Genomic DNA, 20820 nt, shown 5'->3' with positions numbered 1-20820 from the left:
AACTAACTGATTTAGACTCTTATTTCTAAAAAATGATACACATAAACTGTGATGTTGGAGAAGGCGTAGACAATGAGGAAATTCTTATGCCGTATATCAATGCGTGTAATATTGCTTGTGGTGGACATGCAGGTGATCAGGAAACGATGCATGAAGTAGTTGCATTAGCAAAAAAATATCAAGTAGATATTGGTGCACATCCTTCGTATCCAGATCGTGAAAATTTTGGACGTATTTCTGTCGATATGGCTGAAGCCGAATTTATAAAAGCGATTCAAAAACAAATCATAAATTTAGAAGAAATAGTTGCTTTGCATGATGCAAAAATCACACATATAAAACCACATGGAGCATTGTATAATGATGTGGCAAAAAGTGAAGAAAAAGCACAACTTTTTCTTAAAGCAATTTCAGAATATAAAGACAAATATAAACTCTATATTCCGTATAATTCTGTCATAGAAAAGTTAGCATTGAAACAAAATTTTGAAATCTATTATGAAGCATTTGCCGATCGTAATTACAATGATAATTTGACTTTAGTTTCACGTAAAAAAAACAATGCAATTTTAACAAAAATAGGGGAGATTGTTCAACATGTTTCCTGCATAAAAAATGAAGAAAAAGTACAGACAATTTCTAATAAAAAAGTTACACTAAAATCGAATACATTTTGTGTGCATTCAGATACGCTTAACGCGATCGAAATTGTACAAAAAATATATACACATTTTAATACTAAAAAAAAGGGTGCAAGAACAACATTTCCAAACTATAAACCATATGGAAATTCAGGAGTTTTAGTAACTTGGGAATCAGAAATGACTTCTAGTGTACTAAATAAGGTGTTGGAATTTAAGAAAAAAATCATAAAATTTGATATTAAAGTAATAGTTGAGTTAATACAGTCAAACAATTCATTGTTAATGATTTATGATGAGTTAAATGTCAATTTTAGAACACTCCAACATTTGTTGGAACGACTGTTTTTACTTGAATCTGATAAAATTCAGACGGAAACTCGATACTGTTGGGAAGTTCCTGTGTGTTACGATATAAATTTTGGAATTGACTTGGATGAAATAGCACAAAAAAACAAGCTCTCAATTAATGAAATTATACAACTTCATACGAGTCCAAAATATCAAATTTTCTCTATAGGTTTTTTACCTGGATTTTTATATTTAGGAGGACTAGATAAGCGACTTCATATAGATCGAAAATCAACACCAAGATTAGAGGTCAAAAAAGGAGCTGTTGGCATTGGTGGAATGCAAACAGGAATCTATCCAAAATCAAGTCCTGGAGGATGGCAAATTTTAGGAAATTCACCTATCAGTTTTTTTGATGTAAACAAACAAAATCCATGTTTTGCAAAAGCAGGAGATTTTATAAAATTTGTTTCAATTTCAATAACAGAATACTATCAGATTTCTGAAGCAATTTTGAATAAAAATTATGAACTTAAATCAAGTGTAGAATGGTAGAAATTTTACAAAGTGGATTGTATACTTCTGTCCAAGATTTAGGTCGATTTGGGTATCGAAATTATGGTGTTCCTATTTCAGGAATTATGGATGAACATCATGCAAAATTGGCAAATCATTTATTAGGGAATAATGAAAAGAATGCAGTTTTAGAAATTACATTACAAGGTCCAAAATTATACTTTCATGAAACAACGCAATTAGTAATCTGTGGAGCAGATTTATCTCCTAAACTAAATAAAAAGCCTGTCAAGCTAAATAGTCTAATAAACATAGCAAAAGGTGATCAACTTGAATTTGGTGTTAGAAAATACGGTGTAAGAGCTTATTTGGCGATTAAAAAAGGTTTTCAAACAACGAAAGTGTTGAAAAGTCGTAGTTTTTATGACGGAGTCACTCAAAAGTCACGTGTGGAGGAAGGAGATTTCATTCCTTACAAAGCAACAATAAAGCAAATCTTATCAAATGCCAATATCGTGGTGAACAAAGAAATGTTTCAAAACAATGAAATAGACGTATATAAAGGACCAGAATTTGATTTTTTATCAAAAAAACAACAAGAACAGCTTCAAAATGACATATTTTCTATCGGATTAAACAATAGAATGGCATATCAACTCAAAGAAACACTCGAAAATGATTTTCCGTCCATCATAACTTCGGCAGTATTACCAGGGACAATTCAGTTAACACCTTCAGGAAAGTTAATAATATTAATGAAAGATTGTCAAACAACTGGTGGTTATCCAAGAATATTGCAGCTAGGTGAAGCTAGTATAAATAGGCTTTCGCAAAAACATACAAGAGATACGATACGATTTAATATGATTTCAATTTCGTAATATCTATTTCATCAGAAAGTAATTGCATAGCATCTTCTTCGCTCAACTTTGACAAAATACTTTGTGTTCCGTCTTTAAAAGTATCATGATTTCGAAATAATCGCCATAACGCCCTAATAAACTCGGTATAATTAAGCCCATCATTCCATTGAATGAACTTTTCAGAAAATGCTTTATCTATATGTGATTGAATAATCACGCGAGAAGCATTCATGTTTTTATCGATTGTAGTCATTTGGAGGTCGCTTTATTAAATAGTTGTATGGCGAAAATACTATGTCTTCTAACAGCGAACAAGAGGAAAGTTCCGCAAATAAAGGGGAAAAAGCCCCTTTTGAAAAGGAAAATTCCTGATTTTTAAATACTAAAAAACAGTTAAAAATCTAATTATCAGTTTTTTATAATAATTTCGAATAAATTACGTTGCTTGAAGTTTTTGTTATGTGCTAGTTTATAGATAAATTGGTGACAATAATCAATAATATTATAAGTATGAGTGACTACAAAACCCCTAATGACAAACTTATTACTAATGAACAAGCGGCAGAATTGAATGCTTGTTACAAAGCAAAGCAGAAAGATGGCTTTGGCGCTGAAAGTAATGATGATAATTTCGCTTGTTCTAGCTGGTATTCGCTAGAAGATTTGGAAGGTTATATCAATTATGTAAAAGAACAGGCTTTGGAGAAAAAGATTCCAATTGATGGAATTCGATTCTATTTTGGTGTCTATCCCGAAAATGCTGAAGATCAGTCTAAAGCAGGACAAAATACCTTATTTATGTGTCCAACAAAATCAAATACAGCTCTTTTTGGAGAGAATAACAAAGGTAATAGTGAAGACGTCATAGAAATTTCTCCAATGAACATGGGAGATCAAGGAAATCCTCCTCAAATTAATTATGGTGGATAAATACTTAATTAATTAATGGAAGAATTACGTTTTTTATCTAAATATTTAGTCTTAGCAACTGCAATTATTGGGTTGATTTTTTATATAATTAATTATGTGAAATACCAAAAAAGAGAGTTTGCTAAGACTGAATATTTTTTATTGTCAATATGGGTGATGGCAGGGTTTGATTTTTTCGGAAGTAAATTCTACTCATGGTTTGGTATGCTAAATTATCCAGTTTACAGTACCTATATTATTATATTCATGCTTTTTTATTATTATTGGTATTATCGATTGATTAAACCAAAACTTAAAAGAAATTTAATTATAATTTTTGCATTGATATTTTTAGCTTTTGCATTGATCAATGCATTTTTTATTCAAGATTTTTATACAGGGATTCAAAGCTATACATACGCTTTGGGTGTGATATTTTTGATAATATCAATATGCTTTTACTTTGTTGAAGTATTTAAAAGTGATATGGTTTTGAATATTACAAAATCAACTCATTTTTGGTTTAGTCTCGGAATTTTGCTGTTTCACGGGACTTTTTTACCTTTTCAAATAGCTCATAAATTTTTCCTTCTAGGAGATTCTAGAATATTTAGCATAGTACTATTTTTCTTAAATTTTTTAATGTGTTTCTGTTTTATTATTGGATTTTTTACGATGAGAAAAAATACAGAAATCGAAACTTCAGATTTGTTATGATAAATTTAGGTATAGAATTAATAGTAATTATAACTTCTGCTACCTTATTTTTTAGCACACTTGTTTTTATAACACTATTTTTTATTTGGCATCGAAAAAAAACAAAAAAATTGCTGAGCTACCGTGAGAGTATGAATTATTTTAATACACAAAAAGTAAAATAATGGAAGCTGAAAAAGTTCAAATGCTTGTAATTGTTGCTGCTACATCACTTGTGTTGTTGACAATATTGATAACGTTAGTTATTTTATTTGTTTTCTTTCAAAAGCGCAAGCTAAAGTTTATTCTTGAAAAGAAAGAAGCAGAAAAAAGATACATGGAAGAAATTGCGAAATCGCAAATTGAAATCCAAGAACAAGCATTGCAAAATATGAGCTGGGAATTACATGATAATATAGGGCAACTATTGTCTGTAGCACGTATGCACATTAATATACTAGGAACACAATTAGCAGAAGAAAACAAAGAAAAGTTAAATGATGTAAGTGAAATAGTTGGGAAAAGTTTACAAGAAATACGTTCATTATCCAAAACCATGAATACCGAAATTATTCAAAATATGGGATTGGTAAAATCAATAGAAGTAGAGTTAGAACGATTTAATAAATTAAATTTCTTAGCAGCAACCTTACATGTAGAAGGCGAGGAAAGGCAGTTAGATATTAAAGAAGAAATAATATTATTTAGAATATTACAAGAGTTTTTCTCAAATGCAATTAAGCATTCAAAAGCAAAGAACTTAGCAGTACATCTTAATTTTAACGAAGATCAATTGCTAATTGTAGCCAAAGATGATGGTGTTGGATTTGATGAAGGAGAAATAGAAAAAGGATCAGGATTAATCAATATGAAAAGTCGTGCGGCTATCATAAAAACAGAATTCAATATGAAATCTGCGAAAAATAAAGGAGTTTCCTTAACTTTATCCTATCCGTATAAAAAATAGTATGAAGAAACATTCAGTTGTTATTGTCGATGATCATTTGCTTTTTGCTCAATCTTTACAAGGTTTAGTGAACACATTTGAGGAGTTTGAGGTTTTATACCATGTAAAGAATGGAAGTGAACTGATAAAAAAATTATTAGAATCTGAAAATGTCCCAGATATTATCTTGTTAGATATAAATATGCCTGTAATGAATGGTTTTGAAACCATGGAATGGATCAAAGAGAACCGTCCTAGCATACAAGTATTAGCACTTTCTATGGACGATCATGAGGAAACTATTATAAAAATGTTGCGCTTAGGCGCGAAAGGATATCTGCTGAAAGATATTCATCCTGAAATATTTTACAAAGCATTAAATGAAGTAATTTCTAATGGAATTTACTATTCAGAACGTGTAGCTACTACTTTATTAAATTCACTTCATGGAGGAAATGATAAAGATGTAAAAAATGGAAAACCATTAAAGGATACCGAATTGATGTTTTTGAAGTTGGCTTGTACCGAAATGACATATAAAGAAATAGCACAAGAAATGTGCCTGAGCCCAAAAACCATTGATGGTTATCGAGAATCTTTATTCAAACATTTTAAAGTAAAAAGTAGAATAGGCCTTGTTTTATATGCAATTCGAAATAATTTAGTGAATAGTAAGTAGTTTCGACTAAAAACGCAAACCAATTATTTATCTTTTAGCATAATCTTTTGTCGTTTCTTTTTTGCGAATTCTTTAGTTAAATCAAGCTTTACTAAATTTGCATTGTTCAATTTATGACATAAAACAAACTCATTATCAGTAATATTGATAAAAGAAGTGTATAGCGTACCTACAGCACGACCTTCTTTTGTTGTGTATGGAACTTGAACAGCTTGTCCAACAGTATTTCCAACCTTTAGAAGTGTAATTTCTTCTTCGCTTTTTTCCATAGCATCAATTCTATGTTGAATACTTTCATAGCGTTTACACGGATAATTTCCTGCATTAGGTTTAGACAAAAGATAATTGGTCATAATCATTTCATTCTCTTTTCGCCAATGAATTATTTTTTTGCCTTTTATCCATTCAATAATAACCGCTTTTCCTGATTTATCACCAAACATAATATGACTTCTATCTAATGCAATTTTTTTCTTGTCTAAAAAAGCAATGGCTTCCTCAACAGTAGCACATTTAGCTAAAATTTTATCACCAATATTGCTCATTGGGTTTTTAAATCCTTTAACTTTTTCTTGTATCGGAGTTACAGCGGCATCAAAGAAAAGCCCTTTATCATTAATTCCACCTTGTGCAAAATCATCCCAACCATACCACAAACGGGCATGTTTCTTTTTTGTTTTTGGTTCAATTTGAATATATGCTTTTGTGTCTAACCAATAATCTTCATTATTCACAGCATATACTTTGCCAGTTTTTATATCTACATAAAACAATACTGAGCAAGCTGTAGATACACTCGGTATAATAAAGCTAATAAGAAAAAATATGGCAAGAAGTTGAAAACGTTTCATGATCTAAAAAAATTATATTGAATATTTCTAAAAACAGGAAACAAGTTACAATTTTAGCTATTGAACCATTCAATTTTAAATAAACATTAACGATTTCCTGAATTTTGAATTATTTAATTTCCTTAAACCTTAAAATAAGTACTTTCAAATGGAACTCTGAATTGCGGACCGTAAATTCCTTTTTCAGAACGAACGCCGCAGCCAATAATCATGTTGATTTCTGCACCACGTGGAAGTTTCAGTATCTTTTTTACACGTAACGTGTCGCTTCCCTCCATTGGACAAGTATCGTATCCAATAGCAGCCATGCTTATCATAAAATTCTGTGCAGCCAATCCAGCACTTTTATGTGCTACAATGCGTAAATCGCTCAAGCGGACTTGCCTGTAGATTGGTCTAAATAATCCAATGCAATTAGAAACTACATATTTTAACCAGCCATAAATACCTAAAAACTCTGCATAAATAGGAGGAATCAACTTTTGATAATAGTTTAAAGCAAATTTTTCTCTTTTGGTATATTCTTCCTTGGGTTTATTTCCATAGAGATTTTTTAAAAAGCCAACATTTGCGTTAGCACGTTGTTTCCATTTGTCTTTTCTGGCAACCACTACAACTAATTGTTTGGCTGTTTTTGCAGCATTTTGATCTAAACAAGCTACTGTGAGTTGTTTCAAAACTGTTTCATCTGTGATATGATAAAACTCCCATAATTGTAAATTACTACTGGTAGGTGCTAATACTGCGTTTTTAAGGCATTGTTTGACTTTTTCTGTGTCAATATTCACATCTTTATCAAAAACGCGTACAGAGCGCCTGTATTGAATAGCTTCGGTTACTGTTTTTTCTGAGGTCATGTAACAAACTTACTAATCTTACTGAGAACAAAAAAACCAAAGAAATTAACTTCTTTGGTTGTAAAATATTTTATTTAACTAAGATTGCTCTTTCAGTTTGTATTAACAATTATTTCTAGTATTAAAATCTACAGTTGTTCTTGAAAATGGAGGATTACCTCCTAAAATTGCATTCTTAGTTTCTGTGTTTAATTTAGATACGTTCATTTTGTTTAACTGAAAGTACTTGTTTGATACCTTTTTCATAATAATTTTGTTAATGTTAATATGCTTTATTTTATCAAAAATTACACCAAAGTCTTATCAGAATATAAAAAAGAGAATACTGTAAAACCGTATTCTCTTTCAAAACAATAAATATTTTTTAATTTAAAATGTAGGACGGCATATTGCTATTGAGTTTTGGCATCCACAACCAGAAGCAGTTAGTTCATCATTACCTCCTTTTACATTAAGTAAATTGAAAGAGGAAATCATATTTTTTCTTAATGATAATCTGATATTTTTCTTTTTTTTCATATCTAAATAAAGTTAAATTATGCTTACTCTTATGGTTTTCAGCTTTTCCTTAATTCAAAAGAGAATGCAACTATTTACATTCTCTTTCATGTTTAAACTAAAATATATATTAACTCTACGGTATTTGACAAGTTCCTGTGCCGTTTTCACAACCTGCAGTTCCTCCCGGACATGGACCTTCATCAGTTTGTAAAGGAGTTCCATTACAAATAGGGCTTCCAGAACATAAGCATAAAGAAATGTTCGAATGACAACCAACAAAACTTGTAAATCCAAAACCTCCTGTAAGGTTGTTTAATACGCTTACTTTTTCCTTTTTGATATTTAAGGATTTTAAATTTCTTTTTTTCATAATAAAATAATGTTAATGTAACGCCTACTATTTAGGGTTTCGGCTTTCCCAGTACTAGATCGATCTGAGAACAATATTATGAGAGTTTTGAGTAGAAAAAAAGAAAGACAAACCCAATTTAAACGAAATAGATCAGTATTTAATATAATTGGTTTTTAGTGTTTATGCATTTAATTCAATAGTATATAAAAAAGAGAATGCATTTTACTACATTCTCTTTCGTGTTTAACCTAGATATTTTATATGAAATGATGTCTATGGTATATGACAACCATTAGGGATACAGCCAGAAGTACCTCCTGGACATGGACCTTCATTGGTTTGACCTTGATGTGGACAATTAAAGCAAGTAGCTCCAGTGCAAATCCAAGATGCTCCTTTAATACTTTGCATTGCAGCTAAAGAACTTATTTTTTCCTTATTAACGTGCAATGATTTTAATTTCTTTTTTTTCATAAATAGAAATTTTAAATGTTAATGTAACGCCTACTTTTAGGGGTAGACTTTCCCAGTACTTGATCGATCTGAGAATAATATTAAGAAGTATTTATCCAGAAAAAAAACAATGCAAACCTATATTAAACGAATTAGGACTAAAAGTGGCAGACACACGAATTTTCAGATGCTAAGTTGTCACAAGGATCAGTACAGTTTACTGTGTGATCCGACATTCCGTGTTCTGCAGTGGAACGCGTTCCACCTTTTATTTCGAATAAATGCTTCGTATTTATATTAGCAATATTTACTTTTTTTAATGTCAATACACTTTTTCTGATACTTTTCTTCATACTTGTTTAGTTTTAGAAATTAATAATGAAAATGCTACATGATAATGAATTATTCTTGTCATGTATGCAGGGAATTAATTGGTTGATAGAGGATTTAAAATAGTACACAAGTATGCTCAGCTTCATTTGTAGCACCTAATGCTGTAGAGCGTGTTCCACCTTTAATTTTTGCTAAATTTTCAATAGTAATTTTAGCGATACTTACTTTCTGTAATTGAAGATTCTTGTTTTGTTTACTTTTTTTCATAATAGTTTATTTTTAATGATTTAATAATAAAATTTGTGAATTATTACTGCGTCAAACATAGAAATATCAACGCAAATTTTACAATTTACGCACCCTAAACTAAACAAAATAGGGTTGTATTTAATTATTTTTTTTCAGGTTCTTAATGTAGTAGGAAGGATAGAGCTGTGTGTAGTTTTTAAAGTGCTTCGTGAAGGAATCAGCACTTTTATAACCTACTTCTTGTGCAATAGATTTTACAGAGTATGCTCTAAATAAAGGATCAGTTTGTAAACGCTTTAATGTATACTGCATTCGTAAGTCAGTAATGTATTCATTGAAGCTTATTCCTTTGTCTGTATTAATGATTTTGGAAAGATAAGTAGCATTCGTTTTTACTTTTTTGGCTACAAATCGTAAATTACAATTAGTGTCTAGATAATGTTCTTGTTGTTCAAACTTTTTTAAGGATTCTAAAATTGCAGTTACTTTTTTATCAGTAATCATAACTTCTTTTTTAGGTTGAGAAGTTATTGTTGTCTTTTTAGATTTCGTTTTTTCTTCAATAGTGATTCGTTGCTCGTATTTTAATGCTGCAATTTTAATATTCAACTCTCTAAAACGAGCTTTCTTCTTTTGTTGATTTCTATAGATGACAATAGAACCTACAATTATGAGTATAGATAAAATCAATAAAGAATAACGAAGAATGGTATTTAATTTGTAATTATTTTCTTGTCTTTCTATGACAATTTGTTTTAAAGTTTCAAGATCACTCTTTTCTTTTAGGAAACCAAAAAGTTCGTTTCGTATATATTGATCTCTTTTTTCTGTATGCTCATCAATTTCAATAAGTTGTGTGTTGATGTAACTGTCTAATTGTTCAGTATTACCAAGTTTTCCATGATTTTTAATTAATAACGTTAATAAACGTTTATAATCATTTGGTATAAATTTCTTGCTTTTAGGATCGTTTTCATTTTTTTCATTAATGATGGCAATTGCTTTTTTTATAAAAGCGTTTGATTTTTCATAATCATCTAATTTGTGATGGCATTTTGCAATATGATAATAGACTTCAATAGTGCGTACCTTATTTTTAAACTCTAGAATTATTTTTTCTGCTTTCTCAAAATATTCTAATGCTTTTTTATACTCTTTTTTTAGTTCATACGCAATTCCGTAATCATTGTAAAAATAACTTACTCCTTCAATATCACCATAGTTACGACTACGCTTAATTCCTTTTTCTATGTACTTAAGAGCAGAATCGGGTTGTTTTAGTTTTAAATACGAACCACCAACTCCCATAATGATATTGATTCTAGAAATTTCGTAAAAATCATCCGTTTTTATAGTCGTTTCATTATCCGTTTTTATAGCAATTTCATAAGCAGTTTTGTAATGTGCCAATGCTTGAAGATATTCTTTAGCTTTGCGTCTAAGTTTACCAAGATTTGCAATTGCATTTGCTTCTCCAACATCATTATTATATTTGATTGAAATATCAAGAGAAGTCTTAAAATCTTTATGTGCTAGTGAATCTTCTGTTTCCTGTTCACGTATTTTTCCACGTAGTGAATATACTCTGAATAGAAATTCACTGTCTTTTTCGTTTAACTCAATACCAGTACCTAGCGCTTTGTATATGTATTCGGACGCATCTTTGTATTTTCCTTTTACATCTTCTGCGTAAGCGTAGTAAAAATAACTTTTTACAATGTTTAAGCTATTTAATTGTTTTAAGGCTCTTTCGTATAATGTATTGATATAAAGATTAGTTACATCTTCTTGGTCAGAACGTAAATATTCTTCTATACATTTAATCAACTCAGTATCTGTAAATGATTTTATATCAGTAGTATCTTGTTTTTTTTGAGATTGAACAAAGCTATAGCTATAAATAGTAAATAGTATACAGATGGTAAATGATAATGTATTCTTCAATGAATTTTTAGTTTAATTATACGAAAAATCTTTCTACACAGAAATAGAAATTGTGTAGTATATGCAGTTAAATTTTGATGAAAAATTACTAAAAATACTTTAGAAAAAACTTTAAAAGTTTCATTTTTCCATTATATGGAGCATATCGAATAGGAATATCGAGCCAATTTGCTTTTTTGATAACAGATTTTTTATGTGAAAATGTGTCAAAGCTAAGCTTTCCATGATACGCACCCATACCACTTTCACCAACACCACCAAACGGAAGTCTGTGGTTTCCGAAATGCATTACGGTGTCATTAATAGCACCACCACCAAAAGAATGACGTGTAATCATTCGGTTTGCAAATTTTGCGTCTTTTGAAAATACATATAAAGCCAATGGCTTTTCATAATTTGCTATAATGTTACTAATATCTTCTAATGATGAATATACTTGAATTGGTAGGATAGGACCAAAAATTTCGTCTCTCATCGCTTCGCTATCTAGTGCAGGTTCATCTAATATTGTTGGTGCAATGTACAAATCGTCTTTATCGGTAACTCCGCCAAATAATACTTCATCCTCTTTAATCATGGAAGTTAAACGATTAAAGTTTTTTTCGTTTACAATACGTGTATAATCAGGTGATTCTTGTGGGTTTTCACCATAAGCAGCTTTTATTTCGTCAATTAAAGCCTTTGTAAAATCAAATTTTGCTTGTGCTTGTACAATTAGATAATCGGGAGCAATACAGGTTTGTCCTGCATTCAAGAATTTTCCCCAAACAATCCGTTTTGCAGCCAATTCAAAATCTGTATGAATATCAACAATGCAAGGGTTTTTTCCGCCAAGTTCTAAGGTCACTGGTGTTAAATGTGGCGCAGCAGCTTTTGCAATAATTTTTCCAACATTGACACTTCCTGTAAAGAAAATATAATCCCAGCGTTCTGCTAATAGTTTTTGAGAAACAGAAATTCCGCCTTGTACAACGGTTACATGGTCTTTTTCAAATACCTCTGAAACAATTTCTGCTATAATTTTGGATGTATTAGGTGTTAATTCGGAAGGTTTTATAACAACTGTATTTCCTGCTGCGACAGCTCCAATTAACGGTGCTAATGATAATTGATATGGGTAATTCCAAGGTGCAATTACTAAGGTAGTTCCGTATGGTTCAGAGTAAACTCTGTCCTTTGAAGGAAAATTTAATACTGATGGAAATACGCGTTTCGGTTTTGTCCACGATTTTAATTTACGAATCGTTAATTGTAACTCAGAAATCACAATGCCAGTTTCAGTCATTACAGATTCAAATTTTGGTTTTTTGAAATCTGCATACAACGCGTCACAAATATCGTTTTCACGTTTGCGAACCTCTTTGAGTAACTTTTTTAAAACTGTTTTTCTGTAATGAACATTTTTAGTGCGTCCTGAAGCAAAAAAGTTTTTTTGTGCTAAAATGATTTCGGAGCAGTTGTATTCCATAAATATTGTTGTGTAAGCGATTGTGTTAAGTTATCAAATTTACCAGTTTCTGCGTAGTCTCTTATGGTAGCAGGATTGAAATTTCCATTTAAATATAAAACAGTATGTTTTCCGCCAGAAGTCTTATGAACAATGACTTCTCTGATGGAAGTCCCAACTTCTCTAACAGAAATTAATGTACGTTTGAATTCATCATTTTTTCTGAAAATATCTGTAAAACGTTCATTTGTTAATTGATTTATTTCTGCTTGAATAGTTCGTTCTTCAGGTTGATCTTGCGGTTGCAACTGTATAAAACGGAGGTCGTTTACATTTCCTAAAACGGAATTCATTTCTGGAGAAAGCCCTTTTAGTACAGCAAACATAAAACGCGGAACTTGCACAGCAGTTACCTTATCATCGTTCTTATGTGCATTGTAAAAGTTAGCCATTTTGTAATAACTACCACAAGATAAAAAGAGTAAAATACTTAAAATCAATAGTGTTTTCTTCATTACTGACGTTTTAGAATTTATGTTAAAAACGATTGTAAATTACTATTTTTTATTTTAATGTTAAGATGTTTTTTGAGGTCTGTTTGATTTCTTCTGTATTTAACATCATTTTCCTAAACCTTCCTTGCGCATACATCTTTGCTTGATCTTGATAATGAGAACTAAACAAGTTTCCGGATTGTCCTGTTGGTAAAATACTCATGCTATTTTCAATATCTGAAAAGTCTATAACACGTCGTGTAGAAGGTCCAAAATACACATTGTATTCGCCAGTATCTTCATAATGATAGCCTAAATTGTTAATTACTTCGCGTGTTCCGGGAACTTCAAATGGTCCAACATTAAAATATGGACGTAAGGTTTCTACTTGTCCCATTGGATGTGGATGTTCAACCGTATGTACTTTATTCCAAGTCCAGGTATTGGTATTGTTTCCAAACTGAACTTCAAGTAAAGCAACAGCTTCTTTGAAAGATTTTAGTAAAATATCGCTTCTCGTTTCTTTTACCGAAGTTGTGTTTACATCATCATACCAAATAGATTCCTGATAGAGTAGTGGTGCTTCAAATCGTTTTAAAATATGCGTTTTTAGTAATTGTGCATAGGCTTCTTTATTCAATTCGTCTGAAAGTGTGTTTTTTAAATATTGATTGATGAATCGGTGATAAATAGTTGGTGCAATATCTGTAGTTTTATTTTCACCATTCCAAATATGTAAAATATTGATCACTTCTTTTTCAAGTTCCGAAAATTCATTTTTACCAATCACATTCAAAAGTTCTCTGATTGCTTTCAAATGTATATTCGATTTTACGTCAAGCGTCATATTCATCATATCTTGCTTGGTCCAATTGTTTTTTTCTTCAATTAATTCTTTGATACGTTCAGCTCTGTTTTCAGGAAGATAGTATCCTGGATACAGGCTTCCTGCAATGCTATCAGGTTGATTATTTGCAGAGTATACATAATTCCATGGAGGGTTTGTGGCACTTGGATTTTCATCAAACCTCATAAAACGAATTGGTTCATCATTACCAGAAGCGCCATCAAGAAATAGTTTTGAGTTTACATGTGCTGGACGTTCAAAAAGCTTTCCAACAGCGTACCAACCAATATTATCTTGTGCATCACCATACATTAAGTTTAATCCTGGAGCATGAATTTTAGGCAAACTTTTTTCAAATTCAGCTTGACTGTTTGCATGAGACATCAAATAGCACGCTTCCAATAATTGATTTTCATGTTGTAAATACACCCAAGACATTGCAACAGGTTTTTCAAAGTTAATTCCGTCAGCAATACCATTTAAAATAGGTCCATGATGCGATGTTTTATACGTTTGTGTAATGTCTTCAGCATCTTTTATATGGATGGTTTTTGTATGCGTTTTATAGTTTTTCCAACCAGTTGGTGTTTTGTATGAGTTTGCATCTTTCGGATTATTTTCTTCCCAATAAAAATCGATATCATCATTTTCAAACATCGTCATTCCGTAGGCAATATTTCTGTTGTGGCCTAACATTGGAAATGGAGTTCCCGCTAAATAATACCCGTAAATTTCATAGGTTGGCGTGTGTATATGCGCTTCATACCAAACAGAAGGTTGCGAAAATCCGATATGCGGATCGTTGGCAAATAATACTTTTCCTGTGGCAGTTTTTTTCGGTGCAATTACCCAACTATTACTTCCAATAAATTGTGGAACTGGTAAGGGTTCTAAGGCTCTATGAACCGAAGAAACGAGTGTGCTTTCTATTTGAATTGTATCTTTTTCTTTTGCAGGATAATTGTGTAATAAAGTTGTTTTTGGGTTAACGTGTAATCCTAAATCTGCTAAATATTCATTGCCTAACTTTTGTTGAATTTCAGTTAATAATGGATCAGTTTTGTGCGCCATTGCAAAGCTAAATGCCATATAACCAAACACATTGTGTATATCTTTGAGGGTAAATGTAGTTTTGTCAATTCCCGTAAGGTAAAATTCGACAGGAGTTGCGCCATTTTCAACAAATTCATTAATCCCATTGAGATATGCTTGTGCGAGCTTGTAACTTTGTGTGTTTTTATCCAAATTTTGTACAGTCAGTTCGGAAGCTTTATCAATACCTAAAGCAGCAAAAAAACGATCGGTTTCAAGAAGTTTTTCCCCAAATAATTCTGACAATCTTCCGGGTGCAATTCTACGAATCAATTCCATTTGCCACAAACGATCTTGCGCATGTGCATACCCTAAAGCAGTAAAAGCATCTGTTTCGTTTTGTGCATAAATATGAGGAATTCCGTAGGTATCGTAATGAATATTGACTTCTTTTTGTAGATGATCAATATCGAGTGTTCCATCATAAGTTGGTAATAGTGTTCTGTAAAAAAAGAATCCTACAATACTAATAATCAGTAATAGGATTCCAATAATTTTCGCGGCTTTTTTCACAAGTTGGAGTTTTGCTTAAAACTACAAAAAATTGTTTAGAGTTATATTTTTTAAAGGTAAAGAAGCTTGTCTAGCAATGTAATTCAGGATTTTTTGTATGTTTCACTCCATCTCCATAATGTGCATACCATTCTACAATTCTATAATCAATGCGATCAAATATGTCGTCATCTGTATATGGTTGATTTTCAATATTCAATCTGTCTAAATCTTTATGTGTTTGTGTAATAATAGTTTCACTAAAAAGTTTCTCATCGGTTAGCTTCTCTCTCAAATAATTGATTAAAATTCCATGACATTCTTTAGTAAAATTAGCATTTGCATTTCGGTGTGCTTCATCTCTAAGTTTTGAAATAGCTCTTATTAATTCCCCTTGAACAAATTCTGCTTGTCCAGATTCAGGAACAAAATGTTGCCATATATATGCTGCGTTTTTAGGAACTTCTACTCGTTTTACATTTTTTTTATTGTCTGAACAATTACAGCATATGATAAGGAGTAGGAGGTAGCTAAGTTTTTTCATTGTTGAATGTTATATTGTATATTTTTTGAAAGACCTTTTTAGAAAATGAAAAGATATGGTTTTTATGCTCAACTTTATAACCTTCATTTAAGGTTATTTCTTACGAAAGTAAGAATTTTAATCTTTACTTAATGGTATATATGTTTACTGGAAAACTACATATTATGAAAACGGAAAATTTGAAATTGTTAAACTTGAAGAAGAGATGTATTTTCAAGTTTCCAAGTAAAATCATTTAGTGGTGGAGCTATTCCTGTATGTGAAACTGCTATTACAGTTGATGTCGCGTCTTCAATATTAGATTGTCTTAGAGGAGAAAGCCCAATTGATATTGGAGCTGTTTATAGCAATGTTTGCGAAGAAGAGATACACGAAATGATGATTTGTGTCAATGTACGATATTCTAAACTTATTTCAGAGAGCGAACTGAAGTTCGCTCTCTGAAAAATTATCTTCTAAAATCCTTATTTTAATCCCTCAATATCATGTTATTTTTGCATCTAAGAGCGTTGCCAATTCTTTTCCATACTCTATAAATGCAATGGTTTCATCTGTCCGTGCCAATTTAATTTTATCAAAAATGATGAGTGCCTCGCCATTGCTTTCTAAATGATAAATCTGATGATTTTCGAAAAATCGAATAATTTCATCTGTAAAAAATGCCCGAATTTCTGATTCATTATTCCCCATAAGTAGGAATTTTTTAGAAAAATCTGGATACATATCAAAATCAATGTCTTTATAGCCTGTAAATGCCATTACTCGATCAAATATTTTTTCTAATACACCTTCTTTTTCCATTGTGAAAACAGGAATTTTTTTATTCAATTTTAAGACCATTAGCGTTGTATTAAACGTCTCAGCTGTAAAAGCTTGACCTTCATTGAATGTTACATCTGCAATTTCCCAAGACATATTCAAATCTTTAAATCTTCCTTTGAGACAATTATATTTTCGTTCAATAGGTCTAATTTCAAAAAAGTGAAACTTCTTTAAATAAATCGTATTCCAATCCACTTGACTTGCGTATTGATAATCTTTCTCAGTGGCTAAATTTCGTAATCGTTTTTGTCGTTGTGATAATTTATTGGAACCAGCCAAACTAATTTTTAAAGCTCTATTGTGGGTAGATGAAGATACATGCGATTCTAACCCAGTGATAAAGACTTCACCACCGGTATTTCTTTGTATTTTTAAGTATTCTACCAAATAGTCCATATAAGTCATTCCTACCAATCTTGTTTCTGATAAATCAATATTGACATCAGCTCCAGAAGGAATCTGAGCTACTAATTTGTCTACTTTTATGATGCCTAAAAAATTTGCAATTCCTCTAATCTTTAAATGAAAACTGCCATCTGGTAGTTTCACCAATTTTGTACGAGACCTATAAACCATTTTAAAAAATTGAGGAATGGAGAGCCTTGCTAGTAACATATGAGCAACCAATGCCAAAAATAACCCACCAAGTAAACCAATTAATAAATTAGTGTATAATGTTAAAATCATTGTTCCAACAAAAAATATGAGTTGTTCAGTTCCTTGTTTGTAAACTTGTTTAAAGACAGCTGGTGATGCCAATTTAAATCCAGTATAAACAAGTAAAATAGCAAAAGCACATAGTGGTACTTGTCTCATTATAGGACTCAAAAGAACAATGAAGAGTAGTAACAAAAGTCCTTGATACATGTTAGACCACTTTGTTTTTGCACCATTATGAATATTGACTGTACTACGAATAATCACAGCAATGATTGGTAAACCACCAATCATACCAGCTACCATTGTGCTCAATCCAATACCTGTTAAATCTTTATTTAAATCCGTCTTTCGTCTGTAAGGGTCAATTTTGTCCACTGCTTTTGCTATGGCCAAAGATTCAATACTTGTTATAATCAACATAGAAAATACGGTTGTCCAGAATTCTATGGTATTTATTTTACTAAAATTGGGATGCATTATGGAGTCTGTAATCGTATCTGGAATATCGAGTAATAAACTTGGGCCAACTTCGTAGGCTTTTCCAAAGAATGAGAGTGTATGTCCGTCAAAGAAATTGAAAATGTAAACAAAAGGAATGGATAGCGCTATAACCCACATAGGTGCAGGTAAAAGATGGAAAAAGCGGTTGCTAATTTTAGAATGAAAAAGTAATAAAAGCAACCCTGATAATGCAATAATGGACACAAAAGGATTGGCTTTAGGTAAGTATACAACAGCATCAATAAGGTTTTGTATAATACTTGGACTATCAGAATGTGTTCCCATAGCTACATGGATCTGTTTTGCAAATATGATAATTCCGATGGCAGCTAAAATACCTTGAATCACAGAACTATGGAAAATATCTGCAAATCGCCCTAATTTTAATACGCCTAATAACGTTTGAAGTGCGCCTGAAACAACTACTGCAGCTAATACATAATTAAACGCTTGACCTGAGCCATCATCCATTAATACAATTCCTAAAAGTATAACTCCGATGACACCTTTAGCAGGTCCGTTGACAGATATGTGCCCTCCGCGATAAAGGGTAGTAACTACACCACCTACAATTGCTGAAAAAATCCCTGACATTGCAGGCGCGCCAGCTGCTAAAGCAATACCTAATGAAAGAGGTAAAGCAATGAGTGCAACACTTATGGCAGCTATTAAATCACTTTGCCAATTTTCAATTAATCCCTGAATACCTTTTTTTGGTGTATTTTCCATTTATGTAACGATCCAATAATTTATAAATATTTCCTTAATCAACTAAAATAGTAAATATTTGGAATTATTAGGGCTGAGGAGAGAGAGTTGTTAAAAAAAACTAAAAAAAGAAACTTTATTCTTTTAATCGATGAAGTTTTTTGAGGCTTTATCTTTTTAATTAATAACATATACTACATTAATGAAAATCGCCTAGTGACGCTTTTTTTTAAGACGGGAAATACTATTCTTTTTTATAGCGTTATTTGGCTTGAAAGAAGCTTTTAAGTTTTTGCCAAAACGAGTCTGAGTCATTTGCTTGTTTTTTAGGAATGGTACGTATACTTTTTAGACTAATATGTTTATTCCATTTTTCTTTTTCTTGATGTTTATAAAAGTGATCTTGAAATGATTTTAGATTGTCCCAAGAATTTAAACTTACGTAATGCTTTGATGAATCATAACTATTCTCAACGAGTAATTGTCCTATTTTTTTAAAAGAAACGTTCGTTTTCTTGAAATTAGTTGCATCATACCAGCATATATCTTCTTTTGGTTCATATTTATTTAATGCTACCTGATTAGGAGTACATAGAACATTTGCGCTTTCAAAATCTGCTATAGTGGGTTTCTCAGACTTTTTAATGTCAGTAACTACAATTAGATTCATGCCCGATTTTGTTTTTTTTTCAGCTTCAAGTACAAAAATTCCACAATAATCGTCATCATATAGTTTGAAAATTAGACAATCACCTTTTTCAAAAATTGAATCACTAAACTTTTCAACTTTTTTCGTATGAATAGTTTTCTTTTCAGTTTCAATTTTTTGAAGAAAGCTAGTGAGTGCTATTTGTCTTTCTGCTATATCTTCTGGAGATGCATTTAATTCTTTCCAAAGTTCAATGTCTTTGCCAGAAATAATGATTTTTTTTACACGATTGTATATAGTTTTATCAAGTGCTTTACATTCCCATTGTAAATTGGCTATTGCAAACCAAAAGTTATGATTATCATCATCAGAATCTATTTCAACTGCATATTCGGTAATTAATTTTTTAGTAATTTCAATAACGCTAACACCTTTATCATAAAGATTAATGAAATCATACTTGATGTCTCCATAGGTATCATTTGATGAAATTTCTGTTCCCCAAGTTCCCATTATAAATAGTGATATTAATGCTATAGTTTGAAATATTGTCATTATAAACGTGCAATAAAAATAAGCTTTTATATTTAAACAAAAAGATGGAGAAATGTAGAGGCTGTACATAAAAAAAGCGCTTGCATACATTGCTAGCGCTTTTTATTATGAGATTTTAAAAGTTTTTATTGATCGTGTGGTACATTACTGCAATCATATACAATACATCTGTTTAATTCATTGTATAAAACACAAACGCAACCTTTTCTATTTAAACCACGACCATTAATTTTTTGCTGTTGTTGTTTTTGTAATGGATTAATTCCTTCTAATTCTAAAAGATTCTTTAACATATTTAATAAATTTTAAAAGTTAATAATGAATCAAATAACTATAGAAAAAAGAGAAGAAAAAACAGTCAACAGAGGTGATTTATAAATTATCACGTCTATGTTGTGTGTGATTTTTTTAATTATAAAAATGGTAGTTTCTTAGTTTTTAAGCACCTTCAATTGCAGTCATAGAGATCTCTACATTTACATATTTTGGTAAGTTTCCAACTTCCACAGTTTCTCTTGCTGGAGCAGTTGCATCATCAAAATATTGACTGTATACAGCGTTTATTTTACTAAAATCATTCATGTTTTTAATAAAAATAGAAGTCTTTACTACATTATCAAAAGTCATATTAGCCGCAGCTAAAACTGCTTTCATATTTTCCATAACTTGTTTGGTTTCTATGTCAATAGTACCTTCTACAAGTTCATTAGTTTTTGGATCAATAGCAATTTGACCAGAAGTATATAATGTTCCATTAATCAATACTGCTTGATTATACGGTCCAATAGGAGCTGGAGCATTTGGAGTTTTTATGATTTGTTTTGCCATGATTTTGGTTGTTTATTTGTTGATTTGTTTTTTGTCAATTTATTTTTGTTTATATATCAATAACAAAGCGATATCAACATACTAGAATTCCATGAGTGAT

General features: G+C 31.0%; 23 protein-coding genes. 6 read left to right on the top strand and 17 right to left on the bottom strand.

What is annotated here, in order from left to right; translation table 11 throughout:
• The first annotated feature begins 32 nt into the window (after positions 1 to 32).
• Both pxpB and Q0828_RS23750 read left to right on the top strand, forming a co-directional pair.
• Positions 33 to 1487 carry a 5-oxoprolinase subunit PxpB gene (gene pxpB, locus Q0828_RS23755; protein WP_298427731.1) on the top strand — a complete coding sequence of 485 codons (1455 nt, stop codon included), beginning with the start codon at positions 33 to 35 and terminating at the stop codon, positions 1485 to 1487.
• Positions 1481 to 2329, top strand: coding sequence for a biotin-dependent carboxyltransferase family protein (locus tag Q0828_RS23750; protein WP_298427729.1), 849 nt, complete (start codon positions 1481 to 1483; stop codon positions 2327 to 2329). The genes pxpB and Q0828_RS23750 overlap by 7 nt, the downstream gene beginning before the upstream one ends.
• On the opposite strand, the gene Q0828_RS23745 is transcribed toward Q0828_RS23750, so the two are convergent.
• Complete coding sequence (locus tag Q0828_RS23745; RefSeq protein ID WP_298427727.1) at positions 2307 to 2564, bottom strand: hypothetical protein; 258 nt, start codon at positions 2562 to 2564, stop codon at positions 2307 to 2309. The genes Q0828_RS23750 and Q0828_RS23745 overlap by 23 nt on opposite strands.
• 257 nt (positions 2565 to 2821) lie before the next feature.
• On the opposite strand from Q0828_RS23745, the gene Q0828_RS23740 reads away from it, so the two are divergent.
• From Q0828_RS23740 to Q0828_RS23725, 4 genes are all read left to right on the top strand, one after another.
• Entirely contained in the window at positions 2822 to 3241 is a 420-nt protein-coding gene (locus Q0828_RS23740) for a hypothetical protein (protein ID WP_298427725.1), read from the top strand.
• Between the two features lie 15 nt (positions 3242 to 3256).
• Positions 3257 to 3937 (top strand): hypothetical protein, encoded by a 681-nt coding sequence (locus tag Q0828_RS23735; protein WP_298427723.1) that lies wholly within the window; start codon positions 3257 to 3259, stop codon positions 3935 to 3937.
• A gap of 163 nt (positions 3938 to 4100) precedes the next feature.
• Positions 4101 to 4883, top strand: coding sequence for a histidine kinase (locus Q0828_RS23730; protein WP_298427721.1), 783 nt, complete (start codon positions 4101 to 4103; stop codon positions 4881 to 4883).
• A 1-nt stretch (position 4884) separates the two neighbouring features.
• A complete protein-coding gene (locus Q0828_RS23725) occupies positions 4885 to 5541 on the top strand; it encodes a response regulator transcription factor (protein ID WP_298427719.1) in 657 nt (218 codons plus the stop codon).
• A gap of 23 nt (positions 5542 to 5564) precedes the next feature.
• Here the strand turns inward: Q0828_RS23725 and Q0828_RS23720 are convergent, their stop codons facing one another.
• From Q0828_RS23720 to Q0828_RS23645, 16 genes are all read right to left on the bottom strand, one after another.
• Positions 5565 to 6392 (bottom strand): carcinine hydrolase/isopenicillin-N N-acyltransferase family protein, encoded by an 828-nt coding sequence (locus tag Q0828_RS23720; protein ID WP_298427717.1) that lies wholly within the window; start codon positions 6390 to 6392, stop codon positions 5565 to 5567.
• Between the two features lie 122 nt (positions 6393 to 6514).
• A complete protein-coding gene (locus Q0828_RS23715) occupies positions 6515 to 7249 on the bottom strand; it encodes a nitroreductase family protein (RefSeq protein ID WP_298427715.1) in 735 nt (244 codons plus the stop codon).
• A gap of 102 nt (positions 7250 to 7351) precedes the next feature.
• Positions 7352 to 7495 carry a class I lanthipeptide gene (locus tag Q0828_RS23710; protein WP_298427713.1) on the bottom strand — a complete coding sequence of 48 codons (144 nt, stop codon included), beginning with the start codon at positions 7493 to 7495 and terminating at the stop codon, positions 7352 to 7354.
• Positions 7496 to 7883: 388 nt separating this feature from the next.
• Entirely contained in the window at positions 7884 to 8120 is a 237-nt protein-coding gene (locus tag Q0828_RS23705; RefSeq protein WP_298427710.1) for a hypothetical protein, read from the bottom strand.
• A 255-nt stretch (positions 8121 to 8375) separates the two neighbouring features.
• Positions 8376 to 8576, bottom strand: a complete 201-nt coding sequence (locus Q0828_RS23700) for a hypothetical protein (protein WP_298427708.1) — start codon at positions 8574 to 8576, stop codon at positions 8376 to 8378.
• 137 nt (positions 8577 to 8713) lie between these two features.
• The gene (locus Q0828_RS23695) at positions 8714 to 8908 is read right to left on the bottom strand and encodes a hypothetical protein (RefSeq protein WP_298427707.1); all 195 of its coding nucleotides are present in this window, start codon (positions 8906 to 8908) and stop codon (positions 8714 to 8716) included.
• 94 nt (positions 8909 to 9002) lie between these two features.
• On the bottom strand, positions 9003 to 9155 hold the full coding sequence (locus tag Q0828_RS23690) for a class I lanthipeptide (protein ID WP_298427705.1): 153 nt from the start codon (positions 9153 to 9155) through the stop codon (positions 9003 to 9005).
• Positions 9156 to 9275: 120 nt separating this feature from the next.
• On the bottom strand, positions 9276 to 11081 hold the full coding sequence (locus tag Q0828_RS23685) for a tetratricopeptide repeat protein (RefSeq protein ID WP_298427703.1): 1806 nt from the start codon (positions 11079 to 11081) through the stop codon (positions 9276 to 9278).
• 88 nt (positions 11082 to 11169) lie between these two features.
• On the bottom strand, positions 11170 to 12549 hold the full coding sequence (locus Q0828_RS23680; protein WP_298427701.1) for an aldehyde dehydrogenase: 1380 nt from the start codon (positions 12547 to 12549) through the stop codon (positions 11170 to 11172).
• Positions 12519 to 13043, bottom strand: coding sequence for a DUF4252 domain-containing protein (locus tag Q0828_RS23675; protein ID WP_298427699.1), 525 nt, complete (start codon positions 13041 to 13043; stop codon positions 12519 to 12521). The genes Q0828_RS23680 and Q0828_RS23675 overlap by 31 nt, the downstream gene beginning before the upstream one ends.
• 49 nt (positions 13044 to 13092) lie before the next feature.
• A complete protein-coding gene (locus Q0828_RS23670; protein ID WP_298427697.1) occupies positions 13093 to 15474 on the bottom strand; it encodes a penicillin acylase family protein in 2382 nt (793 codons plus the stop codon).
• Positions 15475 to 15544: 70 nt separating this feature from the next.
• Entirely contained in the window at positions 15545 to 15997 is a 453-nt protein-coding gene (locus tag Q0828_RS23665; protein ID WP_298427695.1) for a hypothetical protein, read from the bottom strand.
• 483 nt (positions 15998 to 16480) lie between these two features.
• On the bottom strand, positions 16481 to 18709 hold the full coding sequence (locus Q0828_RS23660) for a SulP family inorganic anion transporter (RefSeq protein WP_298427692.1): 2229 nt from the start codon (positions 18707 to 18709) through the stop codon (positions 16481 to 16483).
• Positions 18710 to 18950: 241 nt separating this feature from the next.
• On the bottom strand, positions 18951 to 19892 hold the full coding sequence (locus tag Q0828_RS23655; protein WP_298427689.1) for a hypothetical protein: 942 nt from the start codon (positions 19890 to 19892) through the stop codon (positions 18951 to 18953).
• A 125-nt stretch (positions 19893 to 20017) separates the two neighbouring features.
• Positions 20018 to 20185 carry a hypothetical protein gene (locus Q0828_RS23650; RefSeq protein WP_298427687.1) on the bottom strand — a complete coding sequence of 56 codons (168 nt, stop codon included), beginning with the start codon at positions 20183 to 20185 and terminating at the stop codon, positions 20018 to 20020.
• 145 nt (positions 20186 to 20330) lie between these two features.
• Positions 20331 to 20720, bottom strand: coding sequence for a Rid family detoxifying hydrolase (locus tag Q0828_RS23645; RefSeq protein ID WP_298427685.1), 390 nt, complete (start codon positions 20718 to 20720; stop codon positions 20331 to 20333).
• Positions 20721 to 20820 lie beyond the last annotated feature (100 nt).

It is taken from the genome of uncultured Kordia sp., assembly GCF_947496985.1.
In the GTDB taxonomy this organism is placed as follows: domain Bacteria; phylum Bacteroidota; class Bacteroidia; order Flavobacteriales; family Flavobacteriaceae; genus Kordia.
The sequence above is the reverse complement of the archived record's forward strand: the minus strand, read 5'-3'. Positions and strand labels throughout refer to the sequence as shown.